The organism is Yokenella regensburgei, from assembly GCF_003634235.1.
In the GTDB taxonomy this organism is placed as follows: domain Bacteria; phylum Pseudomonadota; class Gammaproteobacteria; order Enterobacterales; family Enterobacteriaceae; genus Yokenella; species Yokenella regensburgei.
This window is the reverse complement of the sequence record NZ_RBIZ01000004.1, coordinates 569,189-591,986: the sequence shown is the minus strand read 5'-3', so window position 1 is coordinate 591,986 and position 22,798 is coordinate 569,189. Positions and strand designations below refer to the sequence as shown.

The 22,798-nt window shown below is 55.3% G+C and carries 23 protein-coding genes; 6 read left to right on the top strand and 17 right to left on the bottom strand.

Annotation, left to right across the window (positions count from 1 at the left end; all coding sequences use genetic code 11):
• Positions 1-66 precede the first annotated feature (66 nt).
• Positions 67-1,398: an SLC5/6 family protein gene (locus C7387_RS14255; protein WP_006818180.1), complete on the top strand. Its 1,332-nt coding sequence runs from the start codon at positions 67-69 to the stop codon at positions 1,396-1,398.
• A 30-nt stretch (positions 1,399-1,428) separates the two neighbouring features.
• Positions 1,429-2,736: an L-cysteine desulfidase family protein gene (locus C7387_RS14250; RefSeq protein WP_120816943.1), complete on the top strand. Its 1,308-nt coding sequence runs from the start codon at positions 1,429-1,431 to the stop codon at positions 2,734-2,736.
• Between the two features lie 35 nt (positions 2,737-2,771).
• On the opposite strand, the gene C7387_RS14245 is transcribed toward C7387_RS14250, so the two are convergent.
• Positions 2,772-3,473 (bottom strand): pirin family protein, encoded by a 702-nt coding sequence (locus tag C7387_RS14245; RefSeq protein ID WP_120816942.1) that lies wholly within the window; start codon positions 3,471-3,473, stop codon positions 2,772-2,774.
• A 105-nt stretch (positions 3,474-3,578) separates the two neighbouring features.
• On the opposite strand from C7387_RS14245, the gene C7387_RS14240 reads away from it, so the two are divergent.
• Complete coding sequence (locus C7387_RS14240) at positions 3,579-4,475, top strand: LysR family transcriptional regulator (protein WP_120816941.1); 897 nt, start codon at positions 3,579-3,581, stop codon at positions 4,473-4,475.
• Positions 4,476-4,519: 44 nt separating this feature from the next.
• Here the strand turns inward: C7387_RS14240 and C7387_RS14235 are convergent, their stop codons facing one another.
• The 11 genes from C7387_RS14235 to C7387_RS14185 form a co-directional block, all read right to left on the bottom strand.
• Positions 4,520-4,885 (bottom strand): DUF805 domain-containing protein, encoded by a 366-nt coding sequence (locus C7387_RS14235; protein ID WP_006818184.1) that lies wholly within the window; start codon positions 4,883-4,885, stop codon positions 4,520-4,522.
• A gap of 106 nt (positions 4,886-4,991) precedes the next feature.
• Positions 4,992-5,978, bottom strand: coding sequence for a glutathione S-transferase family protein (locus C7387_RS14230; RefSeq protein ID WP_120816940.1), 987 nt, complete (start codon positions 5,976-5,978; stop codon positions 4,992-4,994).
• Between the two features lie 73 nt (positions 5,979-6,051).
• A complete protein-coding gene (locus C7387_RS14225; RefSeq protein ID WP_006818186.1) occupies positions 6,052-6,444 on the bottom strand; it encodes a DoxX family protein in 393 nt (130 codons plus the stop codon).
• Positions 6,445-6,697: 253 nt separating this feature from the next.
• The gene (locus C7387_RS14220) at positions 6,698-6,997 is read right to left on the bottom strand and encodes a YqjK-like family protein (protein WP_006818187.1); all 300 of its coding nucleotides are present in this window, start codon (positions 6,995-6,997) and stop codon (positions 6,698-6,700) included.
• Positions 6,994-7,392, bottom strand: a complete 399-nt coding sequence (locus C7387_RS14215; protein ID WP_038256098.1) for a phage holin family protein — start codon at positions 7,390-7,392, stop codon at positions 6,994-6,996. The genes C7387_RS14220 and C7387_RS14215 overlap by 4 nt, the downstream gene beginning before the upstream one ends.
• Before the next feature lie 2 nt (positions 7,393-7,394).
• A complete protein-coding gene (locus C7387_RS14210; RefSeq protein WP_006818189.1) occupies positions 7,395-7,700 on the bottom strand; it encodes an ElaB/YgaM/YqjD family protein in 306 nt (101 codons plus the stop codon).
• A 12-nt stretch (positions 7,701-7,712) separates the two neighbouring features.
• On the bottom strand, positions 7,713-8,081 hold the full coding sequence (locus C7387_RS14205) for a DUF1090 domain-containing protein (protein WP_038256096.1): 369 nt from the start codon (positions 8,079-8,081) through the stop codon (positions 7,713-7,715).
• 159 nt (positions 8,082-8,240) lie between these two features.
• A complete protein-coding gene (mzrA, locus tag C7387_RS14200; RefSeq protein ID WP_006818191.1) occupies positions 8,241-8,624 on the bottom strand; it encodes an EnvZ/OmpR regulon moderator MzrA in 384 nt (127 codons plus the stop codon).
• A 2-nt stretch (positions 8,625-8,626) separates the two neighbouring features.
• Positions 8,627-9,289 (bottom strand): DedA family general envelope maintenance protein YqjA, encoded by a 663-nt coding sequence (yqjA, locus tag C7387_RS14195; RefSeq protein WP_006818192.1) that lies wholly within the window; start codon positions 9,287-9,289, stop codon positions 8,627-8,629.
• Positions 9,290-9,651: 362 nt separating this feature from the next.
• Entirely contained in the window at positions 9,652-10,428 is a 777-nt protein-coding gene (gene exuR / locus C7387_RS14190) for a transcriptional regulator ExuR (RefSeq protein ID WP_006818193.1), read from the bottom strand.
• A gap of 123 nt (positions 10,429-10,551) precedes the next feature.
• On the bottom strand, positions 10,552-11,850 hold the full coding sequence (locus C7387_RS14185; RefSeq protein ID WP_038255938.1) for an MFS transporter: 1,299 nt from the start codon (positions 11,848-11,850) through the stop codon (positions 10,552-10,554).
• Between the two features lie 468 nt (positions 11,851-12,318).
• Here C7387_RS14185 and uxaC point away from each other — a divergent pair, with 468 nt between their 5' ends.
• Both uxaC and C7387_RS14175 read left to right on the top strand, forming a co-directional pair.
• The gene (uxaC, locus tag C7387_RS14180; RefSeq protein WP_120816939.1) at positions 12,319-13,731 is read left to right on the top strand and encodes a glucuronate isomerase; all 1,413 of its coding nucleotides are present in this window, start codon (positions 12,319-12,321) and stop codon (positions 13,729-13,731) included.
• Positions 13,732-13,749: 18 nt separating this feature from the next.
• Positions 13,750-15,237 (top strand): UxaA family hydrolase, encoded by a 1,488-nt coding sequence (locus tag C7387_RS14175; protein ID WP_006818197.1) that lies wholly within the window; start codon positions 13,750-13,752, stop codon positions 15,235-15,237.
• 45 nt (positions 15,238-15,282) lie between these two features.
• Here the strand turns inward: C7387_RS14175 and sstT are convergent, their stop codons facing one another.
• The 4 genes from sstT to C7387_RS14155 form a co-directional block, all read right to left on the bottom strand.
• On the bottom strand, positions 15,283-16,527 hold the full coding sequence (sstT, locus tag C7387_RS14170; protein ID WP_120816938.1) for a serine/threonine transporter SstT: 1,245 nt from the start codon (positions 16,525-16,527) through the stop codon (positions 15,283-15,285).
• Positions 16,528-16,729: 202 nt separating this feature from the next.
• Positions 16,730-17,698, bottom strand: coding sequence for a TerC family protein (locus C7387_RS14165; RefSeq protein WP_038255932.1), 969 nt, complete (start codon positions 17,696-17,698; stop codon positions 16,730-16,732).
• Between the two features lie 273 nt (positions 17,699-17,971).
• Positions 17,972-18,970 carry a Gfo/Idh/MocA family protein gene (locus C7387_RS14160; RefSeq protein ID WP_120816937.1) on the bottom strand — a complete coding sequence of 333 codons (999 nt, stop codon included), beginning with the start codon at positions 18,968-18,970 and terminating at the stop codon, positions 17,972-17,974.
• Positions 18,971-19,041: 71 nt separating this feature from the next.
• Positions 19,042-19,545: a M48 metallopeptidase family protein gene (locus C7387_RS14155; protein ID WP_038255929.1), complete on the bottom strand. Its 504-nt coding sequence runs from the start codon at positions 19,543-19,545 to the stop codon at positions 19,042-19,044.
• A gap of 83 nt (positions 19,546-19,628) precedes the next feature.
• Between C7387_RS14155 and rlmG the strand changes: the two genes are divergently transcribed.
• Positions 19,629-20,765 (top strand): 23S rRNA (guanine(1835)-N(2))-methyltransferase RlmG, encoded by a 1,137-nt coding sequence (gene rlmG / locus C7387_RS14150; RefSeq protein WP_120816936.1) that lies wholly within the window; start codon positions 19,629-19,631, stop codon positions 20,763-20,765.
• Here the strand turns inward: rlmG and C7387_RS14145 are convergent.
• Positions 20,762-22,783 carry an NADPH-dependent 2,4-dienoyl-CoA reductase gene (locus C7387_RS14145; RefSeq protein ID WP_006818203.1) on the bottom strand — a complete coding sequence of 674 codons (2,022 nt, stop codon included), beginning with the start codon at positions 22,781-22,783 and terminating at the stop codon, positions 20,762-20,764. The genes rlmG and C7387_RS14145 overlap by 4 nt on opposite strands.
• Between the last annotated feature and the right edge of the window lie 15 nt (positions 22,784-22,798).

Genomic DNA, 22,798 nt, shown 5'->3' with positions numbered 1-22,798 from the left:
AAATATAGTCCGATTATCGCAACGGAATAATTAAAATAAACCTCTACCTACACAAGCGAGAACGTTATGGAAACGGCGTCAAATAATAGCGTAATTCTGGATGATGGTTCGCCTGCCCGGCGGGCAAATATGAGTGAAAGCGAATGGCGGGAAGCGATTAAATTCGATAGCACCGATACCGGCTGGGTCATCATGAGTATTGGGATGGCTATCGGTGCCGGTATTGTATTTTTACCCGTACAGGTGGGGCTGATGGGGTTGTGGGTATTTTTACTCTCCTCGGTCATTGGTTATCCCGCTATGTATCTGTTCCAGCGGTTGTTTATTAATACTCTGGCGGAATCACCAGAGTGCAAAGATTATCCTAGCGTAATTAGCGGTTATCTGGGTAAAAACTGGGGCATACTGCTCGGTGCACTTTATTTTGTGATGCTGGTTATCTGGATGTTTGTTTATTCCACCGCTATCACGAACGACAGTGCTTCTTATTTGCACACTTTCGGTGTAACCGATGGCTTAATGTCTGAAAACCCATTCTATGGCCTGGTGCTGATTTGTATTCTGGTGGCAATTTCGTCACGCGGTGAACAGCTGCTGTTTAAGATTTCAAGCTTTATGGTATTGACCAAACTGCTGGTGGTTGCCGCGCTTGGCCTGTCGATGATTGGTTTGTGGCATCTGCACAATATTGGCGCACTGCCGCCGATGGGGCTGTTGATCAAAAACGCCATCATTACGCTGCCGTTTACCCTGACGTCGATCCTCTTCATTCAGACCCTGAGCCCGATGGTTATCTCTTATCGCTCACGTGAAAAATCGATTGAAGTGGCACGGCATAAAGCGTTGCGAGCCATGAATATTGCCTTCGGCATTTTGTTCGTAACCGTCTTTTTCTACGCCGTGTCATTCACTCTCGCCATGGGGCATGACGAAGCGGTAAAAGCCTACGAGCAAAATATTTCGGCGCTGGCGATTGCCGCCCAGTTTATTAGCGGTGATGGTGCTGGCTGGGTGAAAGTCGTTAGCGTGGTGCTCAATATTTTCGCGGTGATGACGGCCTTCTTCGGGGTGTACCTGGGCTTCCGTGAAGCCACGCAGGGGATTGTGATGAACCTGCTGCGTCGTAAATATCCGGCTGAAAGCATCAATGAAAAACACGTCCAGCGCGGGATTATGATCTTTGCCATCCTGCTGGCATGGAGCGCCATCGTGCTGAATGCCCCGGTCCTGAGCTTCACCTCTATCTGTAGCCCCATTTTTGGCATGGTGGGTTGCCTTATCCCGGCGTGGCTGGTCTACAAAGTACCGGCACTGCATAAATACAAAGGCGCATCGCTGATGCTGATTATTGTAACCGGCCTGCTGTTGTGCGTTTCACCGTTCCTCGCATTCTCCTGATGCAGAATATTACGTATTAAGGTTGTGATTATGTTGAACCCTGAAAGTCATTCATTATGGAAAAAATACATCCGCGCGGTGCAGGAAGAAGTAAAACCTGCGCTGGGATGTACCGAGCCGGTTTCTCTGGCGCTGGCCAGCGCCACGGCCGCCGCGCAGCTCAACGGGCGGGTGGATCGTATTGAAGCCTGGGTGTCGCCGAATTTGATGAAAAACGGGATGGGCGTAACGGTTCCGGGGACCGGGATGGTGGGGCTGCCCATTGCTGCCGCGCTCGGTGCCCTCGGCGGTGATGCCAGCGCTGGACTGGAAGTGCTGAATAAGGCCTCCGTGGAGGCCGTTTCCAGCGCCAAACAGATGCTGGCAAGCGGTGCGGTTCGGGTCATGCTCGAAGAGCCGTGTGAGGAAGTGCTCTCTTCGCGGGCAAAAGTGTACGCAGGCGATGAGTGGGCCTGCGTCACGATTGCCGGAGGGCATACCCGCATTACTCGTATCGAGAAACAGGGTGAAGTGCGGTTTACGCTCGATGAAACGACGGCGGTAGACGAACAGGAGTGCCCGCTGCAGGTGCTGGGGCAGACCTCTTTGCACGAGATCTTCGATTTTATCAACCAGGTACCGTTGGAGGATATTCGCTTCATCCTCGACGCAGCACGCCTCAATGATGCGCTGTCTCGCGAGGGGCTACGCCGTGAATGGGGGCTGCACATCGGTGCAACGCTTGAGAAACAGTGCGCTCGCGGGCTGATGACCCACGATCTGTCGAGTGAAATCGTCATTCGTACCAGCGCGGCATCAGATGCGCGTATGGGCGGAGCGACGCTGCCAGCGATGAGCAACTCGGGCTCAGGTAATCAGGGGATAGCCGCAACGCTGCCGGTGGTGGTGGTGGCTGAACACTTCAACGCGGGGGAAGAGAAGCTGGCGCGTGCGCTGATGCTGTCGCACCTGAGCGCTATCTACATCCACTATCAGCTGCCGAGGCTGTCGGCGCTGTGTGCGGCAACGACCGCTTCGATGGGGGCTGCTGCAGGCATGGCATGGTTGGTGGATGGCCACTACGACACCATTGCCAAAGCGATAAGCAGCATGATTGGTGATGTCAGTGGGATGATCTGCGACGGGGCTTCCAACAGCTGTGCGATGAAAGTCTCAACCAGCGCCACATCGGCGTGGAAAGCGGTGCTGATGGCGCTGGATAACACCGCAGTAACCGGTAATGAAGGGATTGTGGCGGATGATGTCGAGCAGTCTATCGCCAACCTTTGTGCGCTGGCCTGTCGTTCGATGCAGCAGACTGACCGGCAGATCATTGAGATTATGGCGAGTAAGGGATAGTTAAGGGACCCTCTCCCTGAGGGAGAGGGATCTTTTTACACGGGCAAATCAATCAACAATGCGCGCAGAGGCGTATCGGCTACCAGCGTGATGTTTGCTTCATCGCGAATAAACGCGCCGTCACCGCAGGTCAGCCCCTGCTTATCCTCTTGCGAGGTCAACGCATGGACCGTGCCGTGAATTGACTGCAGATACGCGCGCGGACCATGAAGCTTAAAACTCATCTGCTCACCTTTTGCCATCTCGATGTGATGGATCCACACCTGCTGGCGTAATTGCAGACTACCGTTTTCGCCATCCGGCGAAGCCAGCAGCTGTTGCCCGGTATTGGCAATTTTCATTTTCTGCACCGGCGGGTTTTCACGCTCCGGGCAGGCATCCAGCCAGAGCTGCATGCGCGTCAGGGATTTATCTTTGCTGAGATTGTGCTCGCTGTAGCTGACGCCCGCCTGGGTGGCTATCAGCAATGCTTCACCGGCTTTCGCCTGGACATGGTTACCTTCACTGTCGCGGTACTCCGCTTCTCCCTCCAGGATCAGATTCAGAATATCGACTTTCGGATATGCGCGTGGCTGAAATGACGCGCCGGGTGCCAGCACTTCCTGGTTCAGAACGCGCAGGGAGGCATAACCCAACAGTTTCGGGTCAAAGTAGTGTCCAAAGGAAAAGGTGTAGCGGGCCTGCAGCCAGCCGAAGTCTGCTTGTCCGCATTGTTTGGCGGTTCTTGTCGTAATCATGATTCTTGACCTCTCTTTACACTAAAACAATGGTAAAGGTATGGACGCTGCATTGTTAGCCAGATATTCTGCCGGGTATGTTCAAATTTCCTGAATGAGAACTCGATGGCTAAAGAAAGAGCATTGACGCTGGAGGCGCTTCGCGTCATGGATGCAATCGACCGACGAGGCAGCTTTGCGGCGGCGGCAGATGAACTGGGACGCGTCCCTTCCGCCCTGAGTTACACCATGCAGAAGCTGGAAGAAGAGCTGGATGTGGTGTTGTTTGATCGTTCAGGACATCGAACGAAGTTCACCAACGTCGGGCGTATGTTACTCGAACGTGGCCGGGTATTGCTGGAGGCGGCCGACAAACTGACCACCGATGCTGAAGCGCTGGCGCGTGGTTGGGAAACGCACCTGACGATAGTCACCGAGGCGCTGGTGCCCACCCCGGAGCTCTTCCCGCTGGTGGAAAAGCTTGCCGTGAAAGCGAATACCCAGCTCTCTATTATCACCGAAGTGCTGGCCGGAGCCTGGGAGCGGCTGGAGCAGGGAAGAGCGGATATTGTTATCGCCCCTGATATGCATTTCCGTTCTTCCTCGGAAATTAACTCCCGCAAGCTCTATTCAATAATGAACGTCTATGTGGCCTCACCGGATCACCCGATTCACCAGGAGCCAGAGCCGCTCTCTGAAGTGACCCGTGTGAAATATCGCGGAGTGGCGGTGGCGGACACCGCGCGCGAGCGCCCGGTACTGACGGTTCAGTTGCTGGATAAACAGCCGCGTCTGACCGTCAGTACGATTGAAGATAAGCGCCAGGCGTTGCTGGCAGGTCTGGGAGTGGCAACGATGCCCTATCCGCTGGTCGAACAGGATATTGCCGAAGGGCGTCTGCGGGTGGTCAGCCCGGAGTATACCAACGAGGTGGATATCATCATGGCGTGGCGGCGTGACAGCATGGGAGAAGCCAAATCCTGGTGCCTGCGTGAGATCCAGAGGCTGTTCGGTAAGAAGTAGAATAAAACAGGCCGGGTACATTGTGTGTGCCCGGCCTGAGAGCGTTATGGGTTCAGTTTAGGGTCCGGACCAAAACGGTTTGACCCCGGCGTGCCGCTCTGGCAGTTGAACACCAGAATAACAATCCAGCCGATAATCGGAATGAGCAACAGCAGCAGCCACCAGGCTGTACGGTCGGTATCATGCAGACGGCGGAACTGAACAGCCCAGCTTGGGATCAGTACCAGCAGACCGTAAATCGTCGTCAGGACGCCTTCACCGTTGCTGTGTTCCCAGCCCAGTATTCTGTCAATAATACTGATCACTGCCGCGAGGATGAAGCTGACCAGCACAAACATCCAGTATTCTTTACGTCGTGCGCGGCCACCAAATCCAATGTAATTCTTAAGTACTTTTAGATACCAGTCCATATTCCTTGCCTCAATTAACGGTCAATCACTTGCTTCCTAAGCAATCGAAATAAGGATAGTCGGTGGCTGAGAAATAAAAAAGGGCATCCATGGATGCCCGATAAATTTATCTGAAACGTTCGTCGCGGCCGTGGGGCTCGTCAAGATCCTGCCACGGACCGATTGAGATAATACCCGTAGGATTAATGGTTTTATGGCTGCGGTAATAATGCGTGCGAATATGGTCAAAATTCACCGTTTCCGCAATGCCCGGCATCTGGTAAATATCGCGCAGGAAACCGTACAGATTCAGGTAATCGCTGATACGGTGTTTATCGCATTTGAAATGCGTAACGTAGACCGGATCAAAACGAATGAGCGTCGTCCACAGACGAATGTCGGCTTCCGTCAGACGATCGCCGGTCAGGTAGCGGTGCTGGCCGAGGATTTGCTCCAGGCGAGCCAGCGATTCAAACACTTTCGCAACCGCTTCGTCATAAGCTTCCTGGCTGGTGGCAAAACCGGCCTTGTAGACGCCGTTATTGACGTTGTCGTAGATCCAGCTGTTTAACTCATCAATCTGGCTGCGGAGCTCCACCGGGTAGTAATCGCCCGCACGCGCGCCCAGGCCGTCAAAGGCGGTATTGAGCATACGGATGATTTCAGCGGATTCGTTGCTGACGATGGTGTGATTCTTTTTGTCCCAAAGTACGGGTACCGTTACCCGCCCGGTGTAGTGCGGATCGGCATGCAGATACAGCTGGTACAGAAATTCATGCTGATACAGCGTATCACCGGTGGCTGCCGGGAAATCGTCGTCGAAGGTCCAGCCATTTTCCAGCATCAGTGGATTCACCACGGAAACCGAAATGAAGGGTTCCAGCCCTTTCAGCTTGCGCATAATAAGCGTGCGGTGCGCCCAGGGGCAGGCCAGCGATACATAGAGATGATAACGGTCCTTCTCGGCGGCAAAGCCGCTTTCACCGCTTGGGCCTGGTGCACCATCGGCGGTCAGCCAGTGGCGAAAAGCAGAGACCGAACGTTTAAACCGTCCGCCGGTGGATTTGGTGTCATACCAGGTGTCATGCCAGACGCCGTCAATCAGTTGTCCCATTTTCTCCCTCCTTCAGATGGCAAAAACGAGGGGAGAGCCCCTCGTTTTTCATATTCAGTTCAGTATAGCGGTGTTACCACTTCTTGTTCAGCACGCGGTCGATGCTGAAAGCGCCCGGACCGGTGACGGCCAGCAGCAGGAAGCCGCCTGCGATGGTCAGGTTTTTCATGAACATCAGAGAGTTAACGCCTTCCGCAAAGTTACTGTGGAAGATGAACGCGGTCAGCAGCGTAAAGACTGCGGTGATGATCGCCGTAGTACGGGTCAGCAGACCGAACAGGATTGCCAGACCGCCGCCAAATTCGAGCAGGATGGTCAGTGGCAGCAGCGCGCCCGGGACGCCCATCGCTTCCATGTACTGTTGGGTACCCGCATATCCGGTGATTTTTCCCCAGCCTGCGGTAATGAACAGGATTGGCATCAGAATGCGTGCTACCAGTACACCAACATCTTCTAATTTTTTCATTTTACTCTCCAGATAACCCAAACGGCGGCTGTATTGATTTAGTGTGCAATTTCGCGGAGATACCGCGTGATTGCTGTCGATGGAGAGGAGTGTAAGCGTGACGGAGATCAATTGTTAGCAAGGAAAACTGTCGATCTTTTTCAAAGATATTGAGTAATTAACGTGAAAGACGGAAGGCAAAAGACAGGCTTGATAAGCGGGGAAAAGTAGGCCGGGTAAGGCGAAGCCGCCACCCGGCACTAACGGGTGAGGATCAAGAACGAAGCTGCTGCTGGCGTAGCGTGCTTTTGACCATGCGCCAGGCGCTCCAGAGGCCGAAGCCACGCCTCGCCCAGCGGATCAGAAAGCGCGGGTGACGTACCGACCAGACTGCCGCAATACTGCTGCCAACCAGCGCCCAGGAGCGCAGATTGAGCAGCATATTCCAGCCACGATCGTAGCTTTGCGTCGCGCTTACCCAGTCACGCTGGCAGGTGGATAAGTCGAGGCGCTGCTGCTGGATGGTGCTCAGCAGATGCGCCTTGCGGCGCGCGAGCTCCTGCTTGCTGCTCATGGCTTTTCATCCTCAAGCAGCTCGCGGTCGTTAGCCAGTTCCTTACGGGTATGGCGCAGCAGGGTTGAGCGGCGCGCTTTTCGCATCGTCCATATGCCGCCGATGAGCGCTGCCGAGAGCAGCACCACCGTGGTGGCAATCATCGCGTTAAGACGATACTCCGGGTCGACGGCCCAGATGATAAGAACCATCAGACTCATCAATCCGAAGGCGGCAAACAGCATGGTCAGGCCGAGCATCAGCAGCAACTGGAAGAGATTCGCTTTCTCCTCTTCCAGCTCAACAACAACCAGCCGCAGACGCGTTTCGACCATCTCCACCAGTAAGGTGATGATGCGCTGTCCAATGCCCAGTACGCTTTTGCCCGGGCCCTGCGCGTGGTGTGAGTCAGACATCATTAACGACGCGTGAGCAGAACGCCCAGTATCACACCGACCGCAGCACCGATGCCGACGCCGGTCCACGGATTCTCACGCACATAGTTATCTGCACGCGCGGCGGCTTCACGGGTTTGCTTCGCGATGGCATCACCGGTTTCACCCAGATGATGACGGCTGTCTTTGAGCGCTCGCTCTGCTTTGCTGCGCAATTTGCCCAGCTCTTCTTTTGACTTATCACTGGAGGTATTCAGCACTTCTTCCAGCGTATCTGCCAGTGATTTCAGTTCAGCGCGTAGATTTTCTGACGTAGTATCTTTTGACATGATGTTCTCCTGTTAGTAATCGCGAGATTCCAGCGCTTTTAGCTCATCCTGCGCTTCTTCAAGTTTTCGTTCACGTTTCTTGATCTTGTCAGGATCGCCTTTCTGTTGGGCTTCACGCAGATCATCCTTGCGTTCAGCGACATCTGCTTTCTGTTTGTCAATTTTCTTCTGGTGATCGGCAAGGACCTGGCTGTCGCTGCAGTGCGCATTGACTTCGCTCAGGGCTTTCTTCAGGCCGTCTACACGATGCTGATTGTGGTGTTTCTCGGCATAGCTTATCTCGCGCTGAATATCCTGCGCTTTATCCTTACAAGGAGAAGCAGCATAGACCGCGCTGCTGAGAGAAGCAAAAACCAGGGCAATGACGATGCGGTATTTCATGTATGAACCTTCCATTGTGCCTGAAGCTCATCAAAATGATGTGCTCCGTTCCAGTTAATCAGGGGTGTGTAGACGGTGATGCCTATTCAATCATAGTTAGTCTGACGCGAATAACCAACCAGATTGCAGTACCCTGGCGCAGATTCAGAACATTGAAGGTTAGCCGAAGCGGTGTGTACCGTCGCGCAGACGGGCAATCCAGAGGGCGGTAGTGCTTTCCTCGTCGAGCAGCGCAACGACGTAACCATGGGGCAGGGAGCGGTCCAGCACCTCTTTGGCTGCAGCACTTTGCGCCTGCGAGTCAAACTTGATAAGCAGGGTGTCGTCTTTCGGCGTAATGCTCTTAAAACGAATACCGTTAGCATCAAGATGGTGCCAGATAGAGAAGCCATCGGGTGTGCTGGCTCCCTGGCTTATTGGACGAATCGCCAGTGTAGATTCGTGCCGCTGCAATGCCGCCCAGAGATACAGGGCGAGCAGCAGAAAGACCATTGCGCCGACTCCCATTGAGACCCGGCGCAGGTTAAGGTTTTTTGTCACCATGGTTAGCTACGGCTTCCGTGTTTCTTCTTCCACAGTACGACCAGAGAGCCGATGAGACCGAACACCAGTAAAGCTACCGGCAGTATCATCAGGCATGACATCAGCTCAGCTTCATATTTCTGGAAGACCGGCGTTCTGCCCAGCATAAAGCCAAGGGTTGTCAGGATAAGCACCCACAGCAGGCCGCTCAGCCAGTTAAAGACCTGAAAACGTCCGTTGCTCAGACCCGAGAGCCCGGCGATGGTTGGCAGCAGCGTACGCACAAAGGCAATAAAACGACCGATGAGCAGCGCAGAGAGCCCGTGCTTGTGGAACAGGTGATGCGCTCGCTGGTGATAGTGGGCCGGCAGATGCGACAGCCAGTTTTGTACCACCCGGGTATTGCCAAGCCAGCGTCCCTGAATGTAACTCACCCAGCAGCCAAGGCTTGCCGCAATCGTCAGAAGGGCCAGCGTTTCGCCAAAGCCCAGCGCACCTTTTGCGATCAGTACCCCAACCAGCACCAGCAGGCTATCGCCTGGCAGGAATGCGGCGGGCAGTAACCCGTTCTCAAGGAACAGGATCATAAACAAAACAAAATAGAGCATGCCAATCATGGAGGGGTTGGCCAGAGTCTCGAAATCCTGGCTCCACAAGGCATGAAGTAATTGATTCAATAATTCCATTCTCAATCCCCGGTACTTCGGTTAACGTCACGTCTGAACGCGGTGTAACAACGCGGCGAGATTGTCATTTTCTTTTTATACCCATCCTGCAACTCAAATCGCCTGGGTAAACTCGCGAATAGCGCGTTCCTGACTGTTCCATGTCGATTATCTGAGGTCAGTAAAGTCTGACGCACGGAACGACGAAGTGCATTTAATTGTAACAACTCTGCCGCTATTTGGTCAGAGAAATTGCACGTTGTTGAGGTTAGATTTTGCGGGTTGCGGGGAAAGGGTGCGAGGCTTTTTACAAACGCTGACACAATATGTATTTTGCTTACCGGGACAGAGCGGTCTGACCTGCCCCGGCAATGAGAAGAGGCTTATTTTGTGCCATTAGCGGCGGTATCGAGATGCACTACCGGGTTTTCCGCAAACAAATAGCGGTCGGCGTTGAATTCGAAGTCGTCGCTGGTTTCGTTAAACAGCATCAGCTTGGTATTCTCCAGATGCTGCCACATTGCCAGTTTCGCGGCATGCGGATCTTTGCGAATCAGTGCCTTAAGGATCTGGTCGTGATCGTCGCACCAGTTATCCACGGTACGCGCATCGATGTGATCGTGCAGTTTCTTCCAGTACGGGTTATGAACGCGTTGAGTCCACATTTTTTCTACGATGGCGGCAAGCGCGGTGTTCTGCGTTGCCAGCGCCACCTGAACGTGGAACTGCAGATCCCACTCGGAGTCGCGGAAGCACTTCTCTTTGCGCGCTTTCTCCTGGATCTCCATCAGCTTCATGATGTCCTGCTTGGTGACCTGGGTGGCGGCAAACTCGGCGATGTTACTCTCAATCAACTGACGCGCCTGCAGCAGTTCGAAGGGGCCATAGTTGGCAAATTCCAGCGACTCATCCGGTACCTGGTAATGCTTCGGCTGGCTGGCAATAACGTGGATCCCGGAGCCTTTGCGCACCTCAACGTAACCCTCAACCTCCAGCATAATAATGGCTTCACGCACCACGGTCCGGCTGACGTTTTTCTCATCGGCGATAACGCGCTCGGCGGGCAGTTTGTCACCAACAAGATATACCCCTTGCTCAATACGGCTTTTAAGCTCGGCGGCAAGCTGTTGATACAAACGACGTGATTCGGTGAGTTCCATATGCGCTCCAGGCAAGGTACAGCATTATAGATTTGTTATACCACTTTTACCGTCCTGGCTCCATCTTTCTGGCAACGAAAAAGCCGCCAGTACGGCGGCTTAGCTCAGGAATGTGCGGGAGCGCTAATTCTGCGCGGCGGTATCGCCAACCCCACCACCGGAGGTTTCCGAGGCCGGTTTATTTTGCAGCACCGTCCAGATAACAATTGCACCCAGGATATCGAACACCGCCAGCACGGCGAACAGCGGGCTGAAGCCGATGGTATCAGCCAGAGCACCGACGACCAGGGCAAACAGGGTGCTGGCAGTCCACGCCGCCATCCCGGTCAGACCGTTAGCGGTCGCCACTTCGTTACGCCCGAAAACATCGGAAGAGAGCGTAATCAGCGCACCTGACAGGGCCTGGTGAGCAAAACCACCGACGCACAGCAGCGCAATCGCGATATACGGGCTGGTGAAAAGACCAATCATACCCGGGCCAATCATCAGTACCGCGCCCATGGTGACCACCAGTTTACGAGAAACAATCAGGTTCACGCCAAACCAGCGCTGGAACAGCGGCGGCAGGTAACCACCGACGATACATCCCAGGTCAGCAAACAGCATCGGCATCCAGGCGAACATGGCGATTTCTTTCAGGTTAAAACCATACACTTTGAACATGAACAGCGGGATCCAGGCGTTGAACGTCCCCCACGCCGGTTCAGCCAGGAAACGCGGCAGCGCGATGCCCCAGAACTGGCGGGTGCGCAGGATCTGCCACGGAGACATTTTCTTGCTATTGTCGGTCTGGTGCTGAGCTTCCTGACCACCGATGATGTATTCACGTTCTTCTTCGGATAATTTTTTCTGATCGCGCGGGTGTTTGTAGAAGATGAGCCAGGCCATCGCCCAGGCAAAGCTCAGCACACCGGAGATGATGAACGCCATCTGCCAGCTGTGCATCACGATAGCCCATACGACCAACGGTGGAGCAATCATCGCACCGATAGAAGAACCCACGTTGAAGTAGCCTACAGCGATAGAACGCTCTTTCGCCGGGAACCACTCAGAACTCGCTTTCAGGCCGGCCGGGATCATCGCGGCTTCAGCGGCACCTACTGCACCGCGCGCCAGCGCCAGTCCACCCCAGCTTCCGGCAAGCGCAGTCGCGCCACAGAAGACAGCCCAGGTTACAGCGAAGAAGGCATAACCAATTTTGGTACCAAGAACATCAAGAACGTAGCCCGCAACAGGCTGCATGATGGTGTAAGCAGCAGAATAGGCTGCAATGATATAGGAGTACTGCTGGGTAGAGATGTGCAACTCTTCCATCAGTGTTGGCGCTGCGGCCGCCACGGTGTTACGAGTCAGGTAACCCAGCACGGTGCCTAGCGTCACCAGTGCGATCATGTACCAACGTAACCCTTTAATCTTACGCATGTAAACCTCATCGTTATGTTATATCCGCGTTCTGCGCGGCCATCTTCCATTCCAGGCGGAGTAGGTGATGTAACGGTGGGGCGAAGCCGAAAATATCCGGTACGGCCCGAACCTTGCCATCAGTGCTTGTGCTTAATTCGGTATCCGTACCGTAAAATCTGATGCTTAAAACATCGGAAATGCATTCCGTCGGCTGATAGGTTGCGACGGCAGAAAGATAACTTGTCATACAACTTTAAAAGGTGAGTGACATCACAAAAGAAGGAATCTTAGTAGGGTCTTTATTCAGGCTGCATAAAGCCAGAGCTGGTGCGGTACGCGGGGCGTTTTACCTCTTTGAGGGTACTTTTTTTGTCGGCGTTTATTGATCTAACTCACGAAAAAATCTTCGGTGGCTGGAAATTGGTGTGATAACTTTGTCAGCATTACAGATAAACATCTGACGCTCTCGCTAAGAGGAAGACGCTAATGACCCCGTTTATGACTGAAGATTTCCTGCTCGACACCGAGTTTACCCGCCGTCTGTACCACGATTACGCCAAAGATCAGCCGATTTTTGATTATCACTGTCACCTGCCGCCGCAGCAGGTTGCGGAGGATTATCGCTTTAAAAATCTGTATGACATCTGGCTGAAAGGCGACCACTACAAGTGGCGTGCAATGCGTACTAACGGCGTGGCCGAGCGCTTGTGTACCGGCGACGCTTCTGACCGTGAGAAGTTTGACGCCTGGGCCGCTACCGTTCCGCATACCATCGGCAACCCGTTATACCACTGGACGCACCTCGAACTGCGTCGCCCGTTTGGTATTACAGGTAAGCTGCTCTCCCCGGCAACCGCTGACGAAATCTGGAACCAGTGCAATGAGTTACTGGCACAGGATCGTTTCTCCGCCCGCGGAATTATGCAGCAGATGAATGTGAAGATGGCGGGCACCACCGACGATCCGGTGGATTCCCTGGAGCATCACGCGGCCATCGCTAAAGACCGCAGCTTCAGCGTGAAAGTGCTGCCGAGCTGGCGCCCGGACAAAGCCTTCAACATTGAGCAGGCGACCTTTAACGACTACATGGCGAAGCTCGGCGAAGTTTCAGACACTGACATCCGTCGCTTTACCGACCTGCAGACCGCGCTCAGCAAGCGTCTGGATCACTTTGCCGCCCACGGCTGTAAGGTCTCTGACCACGCGCTGGACGTCGTCCTGTTTGCCGATGCGAGCGAAAGCGAGCTTGATAGCATTCTCGCCCGCCGCCTGGCCGGTGAATCGCTGAGCGAACATGAAGTGGCGCAGTTCAAGACGGCGGTGCTGGTGTGGCTGGGTGCTGAGTACGCCCGTCGCGGCTGGGTGCAGCAGTATCACATCGGTGCACTGCGCAATAACAACCAGCGCCAGTTCAAACTGCTGGGGCCGGACGTCGGCTTTGACTCCATCAACGATCGCCCGCTGGCGGAAGAGCTCTCTAAGCTGCTCAGCAAGCAGAATGAAGAAAATCTGCTGCCGAAAACTATCCTCTATTGCCTGAACCCGCGCGACAACGAAGTGCTGGGCACCATGACCGGCAACTTCCAGGGTGAAGGCATGCCGGGCAAGATGCAGTTTGGTTCCGGCTGGTGGTTTAACGACCAGAAAGACGGAATGGAGCGCCAGATGACACAGCTGGCACAGCTCGGTCTGCTGAGCCGCTTTGTCGGCATGCTGACCGACAGCCGCAGCTTCCTCTCCTACACCCGTCACGAGTACTTCCGTCGCATCCTGTGCCAGATGATTGGCCGCTGGGTGGCGGCAGGTGAAGCACCGGCGGATATTCAGCTGCTGGGTGAAATGGTGCGCAACATCTGCTTCAACAATGCCCGTGATTACTTCGCCATTGAACTGAACTAAGTCCTGAGGTTGGTTGATATGCAATACATTAAGATCCATTCACTGGATAACGTGGTGGTCGCGCTGGCGGATATTGCCGCGGGCACGGAAGTTTCGGTGGATGGGCAGGTGGTTACCTTGCGCCAGGATGTCGTTCGCGGGCATAAGTTTGCCCTGCGGGAGATAGCGAAAGGGGAGAATATCGTCAAGTACGGCCTGCCCATTGGCCACGCGCTGGCGGATATTCTGCCAGGGGAGCACATTCACTCCCATAACGCGCGTACCAACCTGAGCGATCTTGATGAGTATAGCTACCAGCCGGTTGTGGCGGACAGCACCGTGCAGCCTGCCGATCGGGAGGTACAACTCTACCGTCGCGCCAACGGAGACGTTGGCGTACGTAACGAGCTGTGGATCCTGCCGACGGTCGGCTGCGTCAACGGCATTGCCCGCCAGATCCAGAATCGTTTTCTGAAAGAGACCCATGATGCCGAAGGCACCGACGGCGTCTTTCTTTTCAGCCACACCTACGGCTGTTCGCAGCTGGGTGATGACCACGTGAACACCCGCACCATGTTGCAGAACATGGTTCGTCATCCTAACGCCGGAGCGGTGCTGGTGATTGGCCTTGGCTGCGAAAACAACCAGGTTGACGCCTTCCGCGAAACGCTGGGAGATTTCAATCCTGAGCGCGTGCACTTCATGATCTGCCAGAAGCAGGATGATGAAGTGGAAGATGGTGTGGCGCATCTGCACCAGCTGTATGACGTGATGCGCCACGATAAGCGCGAGCCGGGTAAGCTCAGCGAGCTGAAATTCGGCCTCGAATGCGGCGGCTCTGATGGTCTGTCCGGCATCACCGCCAACCCGATGCTGGGTCGTTTCTCCGATTACGTGATAGCCAACGGTGGCACGACGGTACTGACCGAAGTGCCGGAGATGTTCGGCGCAGAGCAGATCCTGATGAGCCACTGTCGCGATGAATCAACGTTTGAGAAAACCGTGACCATGGTGAACGACTTCAAACAGTACTTTATCGCTCACAATCAGCCGATTTATGAAAACCCGTCGCCGGGCAACAAAGCGGGTGGGATCACCACGCTTGAAGAGAAGTCGCTGGGCTGCACGCAGAAAGCGGGCTCAAGCCAGGTGGTGGACGTACTGCGCTATGGCGAACGGTTGCACAAACCGGGCCTGAACCTTCTGAGCGCACCGGGGAACGACGCGGTGGCGACCAGCGCGCTGGCGGGGGCTGGCTGTCATATGGTGCTGTTCAGTACCGGCCGCGGCACGCCGTACGGCGGCTTTGTGCCGACGGTGAAAATCGCGACCAACAGCGAGCTTGCGGCAAAGAAGAAGCACTGGATAGATTTCGACGCCGGACAGCTGATTCACGGTAAAGCGATGGATCAGTTACTGACTGATTTTATTGACCTGATGGTGGATGTGGCGAGCGGCAAACAAACCTGCAACGAGCGTAACGACTTCCGCGAGCTGGCGCTGTTCAAAAGCGGCGTCACGCTGTAAAGGAAAAGCAAAACGGCACCCTCGGGTGCCGTTTTTGTATCCGGATCACCCTCTCAGGGCATCCTTCGCCAGACGGTCATCCTCTGCCATACAGGCGGCAGCGGTGAACAGCACGTCGGTTGAGGAGTTCAGCGCAGTTTCGCACGAATCCTGCAGCACGCCGATGATAAAGCCAACCGCCACTACCTGCATGGCGATATCGTTTGGAATACCGAACATGTTACAGGCAAGCGGGATCAGCAGCAGAGAACCGCCTGCCACGCCGGATGCCCCGCAGGCGCACAGCGAGGCCACCACGCTCAGCAGCAACGCGGTAGGCAAGTCCATCGGGATATTCAGCGTATGTACGGCAGCAAGGGTCAGAACGGTGATGGTGATTGCCGCCCCGGCCATATTGATAGTCGCCCCCAGCGGAATAGAGACCGAATAGGTATCGCGATCCAGGTTCAGCTTCTCGGCCAGCGCCATGTTCACCGGAATGTTAGCGGCAGAGCTACGGGTGAAGAAAGCATACACACCGCTTTCACGCAGGCAGGTCAGCACCAGCGGATATGGGTTACGGCGAATGCGCCAGAACACCAGCAGCGGGTTAATGACCAGCGCGACCAGCAGCATACAACCAACCAGCACGACCAGCAGCTGCGCGTAACCAAACAGGGTTTCAAAACCGGTGGTGGCAAGCGTGGAAGAAACCAGACCAAAAATACCGATCGGCGCAAAGCGAATCACCACGCGAACCATAAAGGTCACCGCGGAAGAGACGTCGTTAATCAGGTTTTTTGTACTCTCGCTGCCGTGACGCAGGGCGAAGCCAAGACCGACTGCCCACACCAGAATGCCGATGTAGTTGGCGTTCAGCAGCGCATCTACCGGATTCGTGACCATGCTCAGCAGCAGCCCGCGCAGCACTTCAACAATGCCCGATGGCGGCGTGATGTCGCCCGCGCCGGTGGTGAGGTGTAGTGTCGAAGGGAACAGGAAGCTGAACAGCACGGCGGTCAGCGCCGCGGAGAAGGTACCCAGCAGATACAGGAACAGTATCGGACGGATACTGGTTTTCTGCCCCTGCTGGTGGTTGGCGATAGAAGCCATCACCAGCATTAATACCAGCACAGGTGCGACGGCTTTCAGGGCACCGACGAACAGCGTCCCCAGCAGGCCAACGGCTTCTGCGGCAGGTTTAGAGATCCACGCGAGTAAAATGCCCAGAATCAGGCCGATAAGAATTTGTTTAACCAGGCTGCCTTGCGCAAAACGATGCAGCAGCCCCGAATGACGTTGAACGGTCATAGGCTCTTCCTTTGAGTGTGATGTGGTTTCATCCCGATGGCTCTTTGGCCACGCTTAGCAGGATGCAACGAGTGTTTGCCTGGCTGAGTATAAGGAATTTGGGGAGGGAGCAAAGCGAGAAATGCTGAATTCCTCGCCCGCGTCTAATTTTTTAACCAAAAACCAACCGAATATTAACATTTGTGCGGTTGGTTTGAGTGACTTATTTGGCTAACTTTTTCTTGTCGTTCTGGTGGTTAACCCAGGCGTTGAGAATAAGGGTCGCCGCCAGGATACCAAACACCACGCCCAGCGAAATGGCGATAGGGATGTGGTAGAAATCGACGATCAGCATCTTGATACCGATAAACACCAGGATCACCGACAGGCCGTACTTCAGCATCGAGAAGCGCTCCGCCACGCCCGCCAGCAGGAAGTACATCGCACGCAGACCGAGGATCGCAAACAGGTTCGAGGTCAGAACGATAAACGGATCTGTCGTCACCGCAAAGATAGCCGGAATACTGTCGACCGCAAAGATAACGTCGCTAAGCTCAACCAGAATCAACACCAGCAGCAGCGGAGTGGCGTACAGCAGGCCGTTGTGGCGCACGAAAAAGTGCTCGCTATCGAGCTTGTCGGTCATGCGCAGATGTCCGCGCAGCCAGCGCACCAGCGGTTTGTCGCCGATACCTTCGTTGTCTTCTTTCGCCAGCGCCATCTTCACGCCGGTGAACAACAGGAACGCGCCGAAGACGTACAGCAGCCATTCAAATTGCGAAATCAGCCAGCTTCCGGTGAAGATCATCACCGTACGCAGCACGATAGCGCCAAGTACCCCGTAGACCAGCACCCGACGCTGCAGCGCAGGCGGCACAGAGAAGTAGCTGAACAGCATCAGCCAGACGAAGACGTTATCCACCGCCAGCGATTTCTCGATGAGGTAGCCGGTGAGGAATGCCAGCGCCTGCGGGTCGGCGACTTCGCGCCCCTGCGTCGTTGCCAGATACCACCAGAAAGCGAGGTTAAACAGCAACGAGAGCGTCACCCACAGGATGGACCAACCTGCCGCCTGCTTCATCGACATGGTTTGCGCCCCGCGTCGCCCCTGCAGCAGCAGGTCGATAGCCAGCATAATAACCACAACGACCGCGAATCCGCCCCACAGCAACGGTGTGCCGACACTATTCATAGATTTTCCTTACGCAAAAAAAAACGGCTAACGTCGAAAGACGATAGCCGCTGCAGCTTTTTTTGCACGGACCTCGCCTTTCGGCAAGGTCTCACTTACAACAAGAAAGCCCAATTTCATCATATGGCTTTCTTGTTGCCCGGCGACCGGATGTGGTTTTGCACACATCGTAATGACGATCAACCGACCAGGAAGTTACTCCCCTTTGCGGGAGACAAAATATGACGGGACACGACTTTCGTCAATGTCCCGCCTGGGGGATTTTACAATCCTTTACGCAGTCGCGGCGGCGCTGGCGTCATCCGCCGGGAAACGCACGCCCGTCTGACGACGGATTTCAGTTTGCACCTTCGCGGTAATACGGCTGACCTCGAGACCAGGATGGTCAATTTCTCCGTTTTCCACAAGGTTTGCGAAGGTCTCCGCTTCATACAGCATGGTATTGATATGCTGAGGCTGGCTGAGATCCTGCGACTTACCGCCGCGCGGAATAAAGCACACTTTCTGGCACTCGGAAATTTTCTCAATAACCAGTGAACCGGCTTCACCCTGAATCTCGCTTGCCTGCAGCGAATCGCTGACCTTAGAGTGATGCAGGGTGACGTCAAAATCACCGTAGTTCAGCACCACCGTGCCGTGCGCATCTACGCCGCTCTCCAGCAGACAGGCGCTGGCCTGAATAGCCTTCGGCTCGCCCCACAGCGCCACCGCCGAGGCCAGACAGTAGAAACCGATATCCATAATCGAGCCGTTAGAAAACGCCGGATTGAAGGTGTTCGGGTTCTCACCGTCGAGGTAGCGCTGATAGCGGGAGGAGTACTGGCAGTAGTTGATAAAGGCTTTGCGAAGCGGCCCCACTTTACTTAGCGACTGCTGCAGCGTCAGGAAATTCGGCAGGCTCGCGGTTTTGAACGCTTCGAACAGCACCACCTGGTTCTCTTTGGCAAGCGCGATGGCGGCTTCGGCTTCACGCAGGTTAGAGGCCAACGGCTTTTCACAAATAACGTGTTTTTGGTGGCGAAGGAACAGGCAGGTTTGCGGGAAATGCAGCGAGTTCGGGCTGGCAATATAAACCGCGTCAATGGCATCGCTTTGTGCCATCTCGTCGAGTGAGGTGAAGAGATGTTCGACGAGATAGTCGTTGGCGAAAACCTGCGCCTGTTCAAGGCTGCGGGAATAGACGGCGGTGAGCTTATATTTGCCGGTTTCATGAGCGGCATCGACGAACTGGCGCGTAATCCAGTTCGTCCCTATGACAGCGAAACGTATCATAAGGCGTAACGTACTCCGTAGCTTAAGGATCTGTCGTCACTGTAGCATGCCATGATGACAAATCGAGTGCGCTACGACGCATTACGCTTTAACGAAAGATGCGTTAACCACAGCCGGGTATCAAACTCCAGCTGGTGATACTGCGGCTCCATATAACAGCACAGCTGGTAAAAGGCTTTGTTGTGATCTTTCTCTTTCAGATGCGCCAGCTCATGCACCACGATCATGCGCAAAAACGCATCCGGCGCGTCGCGAAAAACCGTCGCCACGCGAATTTCTGCCTTTGCTTTCAGCTTCCCGCCCTGCACGCGTGAAATGGCCGTATGCAGACCGAGCGCGTTGTTCAGCACGTGGATCTTATTGTCATACATCACTTTATTGACCGGCGGTGCGCTCTTCAGATACCGGTTTTTTAGATCCTGCGTATACTGCCAGAGGGCTTTATCGGTCGTGAAATCATGCGTATCCGGATAGCGTTTTGCCAGTACCGCACCCAGTTTATCCTCGGCTATCAGGGTGCGAACCTGAGAAAGTAAATGCTCCGGGTAGCCCTGGAGATAAGTTAGTTGGTTCATCAAAAGCCCAAATTAATGCGAAAACGGGTATACTCACGCACCCTTTTCAGGGATACGACAAATTTTACCACTCAGGAGGGCCGATGAGCCACTTAGACAACGGTTTCCGTTCACTCGACTTAAAACGTTTCCCGGAAACGGATGACGTTAACCCGCTTCAGGCGTGGGAAGCCGCGGATGAATATCTGCTGCAACAGTTGGATGACACCGAAATCAGCGGCCCGGTTCTTATCCTGAATGACAGTTTCGGTGCGTTGGGCTGCGCGCTGGCGGAGCATACGCCGTACAGCATCGGTGATTCTTACTTAAGCGAGCTTGCGACGCGCGAAAACCTCCGTCACAACGACATCCCGGAAGGCAGCGTCAAATTCCTCGACAGCACCGCTGAGTATCCGCAGGCGCCGGGCGTGGTGCTGATTAAAGTGCCAAAAACCATGGCCCTGCTGGAACAGCAGCTGCGCGCGCTGCGTAAAGTGGTGACGCCGCAAACCCGTATCATCGCGGGCGCGAAGGCGCGTGATATTCACACCTCCACGCTCGAACTGTTTGAGAAAGTATTAGGCCCAACCACCACGACGCTGGCGTGGAAAAAGGCGCGTCTCATCAACTGTACCTTCAGCGAGCCTGCGCTTGCCGAAGCACCTGAGACCCTGAGCTGGAAGCTGGAAGGCACCGACTGGACCATCCACAACCACGCGAACGTCTTCTCGCGCACCGGGCTGGATATTGGCGCACGTTTCTTTATCGAAAATCTGCCGGCGGGCCTGGAAGGTGAGATTGTCGATCTCGGCTGCGGCAACGGCGTGATTGGCCTGACCCTGCTGGCGAAAAACCCGCAGGCGAGCGTCGTCTTTACCGATGAATCTCCGATGGCGGTGGCATCGAGCCGCCTGAACGTCGAAACCAACATGCCGGAAGCGCTGGATCGCTGCGAATTCACCATCAACAACGCGCTGTCGGGCGTTGAGCCGTTCCGCTTTAACGCGGTGCTGTGTAATCCGCCGTTCCATCAGAAACATGCTCTGACGGATAACGTGGCCTGGGAAATGTTCCACCACGCCCGCCGCTGCCTGAAGATCAACGGCGAGCTGTATATCGTGGCCAACCGCCACCTCGACTACTTCCATAAGCTGAAGAAGATCTTCGGCAACTGCGAGACTATCGCCACTAACAACAAGTTCGTGGTGCTGAAAGCAGTGAAGCTCGGTCGCCGCCGCTAAATTTCCAGTGCTAAACGGGTGCCCTGCGCAATCGCTCGCCGGGCATCCAGCTCCATCGCCACATCACATCCGCCAATCAAATGCACCGTTTTACCCATTGCTGCCAACGGCTCGGCAAGGGTGCGACGCGGCTCCTGTCCGGCGCAAATAATCACGTTATCCACCGCCAGCAGCTGCGGTTCACCGGCTATCAACACGTGCAGCCCCTGATCATCAATTTTCTGGTAACTGACGGACGGGATCATTTTCACACCGCGAGAGAGCAGGGTGGCGCGGTGGATCCAGCCGGTGGTTTTACCTAATCCATCGCCCGGTTTGCTGGCTTTACGCTGCAGCATCACAATCTGGCGCGGGCTTTTCGGCAACTGCGGCCCTTCCGGGCGCAGACCGCCCGCGGTGTTCAGGCTGGTATCTATTCCCCATTCAACGCAGAACTCCGCGATGTTCTGGCTGGTGGGGGCGCCAGGCTGGCTCAGGTACATGGCGGTATCAAAGCCGATACCGCCGCAGCCGATAATCGCCACTCGCTCGCCAACGGGCATTTTGTCGCGCAGTACGTCGAGGTAGCTCAGTACTTTCGGATGGTCGATACCCTCAATAGCGGGCAGGCGTGGCTCAATGCCGGTTGCCAGCACCACTTCATCAAAGCCGCTCAGCTGTTCAGCGTTAACGTACTGATTAAGCTGCACCTGAACGCCGGTTATCTGCATCATACGGCGGTAATAGCGCAGCGTTTCGTAGAACTCCTCCTTGCCCGGGATCTGTTTGGCGATATTGAACTGCCCGCCCGGCTCTGCCGCGGCGTCGAACAGCGTTACCTGATGACCACGGGCGGCGGCGTTCACCGCGAAGGCAAGGCCCGCCGGCCCGGCACCGACCACCGCCAGATTTTTGCGTAATACGGCGGGCTCGACCGGCATTTTGGTTTCATGACAGGCGCGCGGGTTGACCAGGCACGAGGTCACTTTGCCGACAAAAATCTGGTCAAGGCAGGCCTGGTTACAGCCAATACAGGTGTTAATCTCATCGGCGCGGCCGCGTTGCGCCTTCGACAGCAGCTCGGCGTCGGCGAGGAACGGGCGCGCCATCGACACCATATCGGCATCGCCACGGGCCAGAAGATCTTCCGCCACCTGCGGATCGTTAATCCGGTTGGTTGTGATAAGCGGAATCGACACCTTGCCTTTCATTTTGCGCGTCACCCAACTGAACGCCGCGCGGGGAACCGGCGTGGCGATCGTCGGGATCCGCGCCTCGTGCCAGCCGATCCCGGTATTGATGATCGTCGCGCCTGCGGCCTCGATCGCGCGGGCCAGTTCGACGGTTTCCTCAAAGGTGCCGCCGCCTTCCACCAGATCCAGCATCGACAGGCGGTAGATAATGATGAAATCGGATCCCACGCGTTGGCGGACCGCCCGTACCACCTCCACGGCAAAACGCATTCGCCGCGGGAAGTCACCGCCCCATTCGTCGTTACGCTGGTTGGTGCGGGCGGCGAGGAATTCGTTGATCAGATAGCCTTCAGAACCCATCACCTCCACGCCGTCGTATCCCGCTTCGCGGGCGAGCTGTGCGCAATGGGCAAAGTCGTTAATCAACGTCAGGATCTCCTCATGAGTCAGCTCATGAGGCTTAAAGCGGTTAATCGGCGCCTGAATGGCGGAAGGGGCAACCAGATGCGGCTGATAGCTGTAGCGACCGGTGTGCAGGATCTGCAGTGCGATTTTGCCGCCTTCCTGATGGACGGCATCGGTCACCACCCGATGATGCGGCAGCTGGCTCACATCGTTGAGCACCGCACTACCTTCCATCGTCACGCCAGAATGTACCGGCGCCACGCCGCCGGTGACAATCAGCGCCACGCCGTGCCGCGCACGCTCGGCATAAAATGCCGCCAGCCGCACTGCGCCATCCGGGCGCTCTTCCAGCCCGGTATGCATAGAGCCCATCAACACACGGTTTTTGAGCGTGGTAAAACCCAGGTCGAGCGGGGCAAATAACGACGGATAGCGGCTCATAACGGTTTCCAGTAT

What these genes read in the sequence shown, in the direction of transcription:
- uxaC (WP_120816939.1), top strand. Translation starts at nt 12,319, where the DNA reads ATGACCCCGTTTATGACTGAAGATTTCCTGCTCGACACCGAGTTTACC.
- C7387_RS14225 (WP_006818186.1), bottom strand. Translation starts at nt 6,444, where the DNA reads ATGAAAAAATTAGAAGATGTTGGTGTACTGGTAGCACGCATTCTGATG.
- C7387_RS14165 (WP_038255932.1), bottom strand. Translation starts at nt 17,698, where the DNA reads ATGAATAGTGTCGGCACACCGTTGCTGTGGGGCGGATTCGCGGTCGTT.
- C7387_RS14205 (WP_038256096.1), bottom strand. Translation starts at nt 8,081, where the DNA reads ATGAAATACCGCATCGTCATTGCCCTGGTTTTTGCTTCTCTCAGCAGC.
- yqjA (WP_006818192.1), bottom strand. Translation starts at nt 9,289, where the DNA reads ATGGAATTATTGAATCAATTACTTCATGCCTTGTGGAGCCAGGATTTC.
- C7387_RS14155 (WP_038255929.1), bottom strand. Translation starts at nt 19,545, where the DNA reads ATGAACCAACTAACTTATCTCCAGGGCTACCCGGAGCATTTACTTTCT.
- C7387_RS14160 (WP_120816937.1), bottom strand. Translation starts at nt 18,970, where the DNA reads ATGATACGTTTCGCTGTCATAGGGACGAACTGGATTACGCGCCAGTTC.
- C7387_RS14185 (WP_038255938.1), bottom strand. Translation starts at nt 11,850, where the DNA reads ATGCGTAAGATTAAAGGGTTACGTTGGTACATGATCGCACTGGTGACG.
- C7387_RS14230 (WP_120816940.1), bottom strand. Translation starts at nt 5,978, where the DNA reads ATGGGACAACTGATTGACGGCGTCTGGCATGACACCTGGTATGACACC.
- C7387_RS14255 (WP_006818180.1), top strand. Translation starts at nt 67, where the DNA reads ATGGAAACGGCGTCAAATAATAGCGTAATTCTGGATGATGGTTCGCCT.
- C7387_RS14245 (WP_120816942.1), bottom strand. Translation starts at nt 3,473, where the DNA reads ATGATTACGACAAGAACCGCCAAACAATGCGGACAAGCAGACTTCGGC.
- rlmG (WP_120816936.1), top strand. Translation starts at nt 19,629, where the DNA reads ATGAGCCACTTAGACAACGGTTTCCGTTCACTCGACTTAAAACGTTTC.
- sstT (WP_120816938.1), bottom strand. Translation starts at nt 16,527, where the DNA reads ATGACCGTTCAACGTCATTCGGGGCTGCTGCATCGTTTTGCGCAAGGC.
- C7387_RS14210 (WP_006818189.1), bottom strand. Translation starts at nt 7,700, where the DNA reads ATGTCAAAAGATACTACGTCAGAAAATCTACGCGCTGAACTGAAATCA.
- C7387_RS14235 (WP_006818184.1), bottom strand. Translation starts at nt 4,885, where the DNA reads ATGGACTGGTATCTAAAAGTACTTAAGAATTACATTGGATTTGGTGGC.
- C7387_RS14220 (WP_006818187.1), bottom strand. Translation starts at nt 6,997, where the DNA reads ATGAGCAGCAAGCAGGAGCTCGCGCGCCGCAAGGCGCATCTGCTGAGC.
- C7387_RS14175 (WP_006818197.1), top strand. Translation starts at nt 13,750, where the DNA reads ATGCAATACATTAAGATCCATTCACTGGATAACGTGGTGGTCGCGCTG.
- C7387_RS14215 (WP_038256098.1), bottom strand. Translation starts at nt 7,392, where the DNA reads ATGTCTGACTCACACCACGCGCAGGGCCCGGGCAAAAGCGTACTGGGC.
- C7387_RS14145 (WP_006818203.1), bottom strand. Translation starts at nt 22,783, where the DNA reads ATGAGCCGCTATCCGTCGTTATTTGCCCCGCTCGACCTGGGTTTTACC.
- C7387_RS14250 (WP_120816943.1), top strand. Translation starts at nt 1,429, where the DNA reads ATGTTGAACCCTGAAAGTCATTCATTATGGAAAAAATACATCCGCGCG.
- exuR (WP_006818193.1), bottom strand. Translation starts at nt 10,428, where the DNA reads ATGGAACTCACCGAATCACGTCGTTTGTATCAACAGCTTGCCGCCGAG.
- mzrA (WP_006818191.1), bottom strand. Translation starts at nt 8,624, where the DNA reads ATGGTGACAAAAAACCTTAACCTGCGCCGGGTCTCAATGGGAGTCGGC.
- C7387_RS14240 (WP_120816941.1), top strand. Translation starts at nt 3,579, where the DNA reads ATGGCTAAAGAAAGAGCATTGACGCTGGAGGCGCTTCGCGTCATGGAT.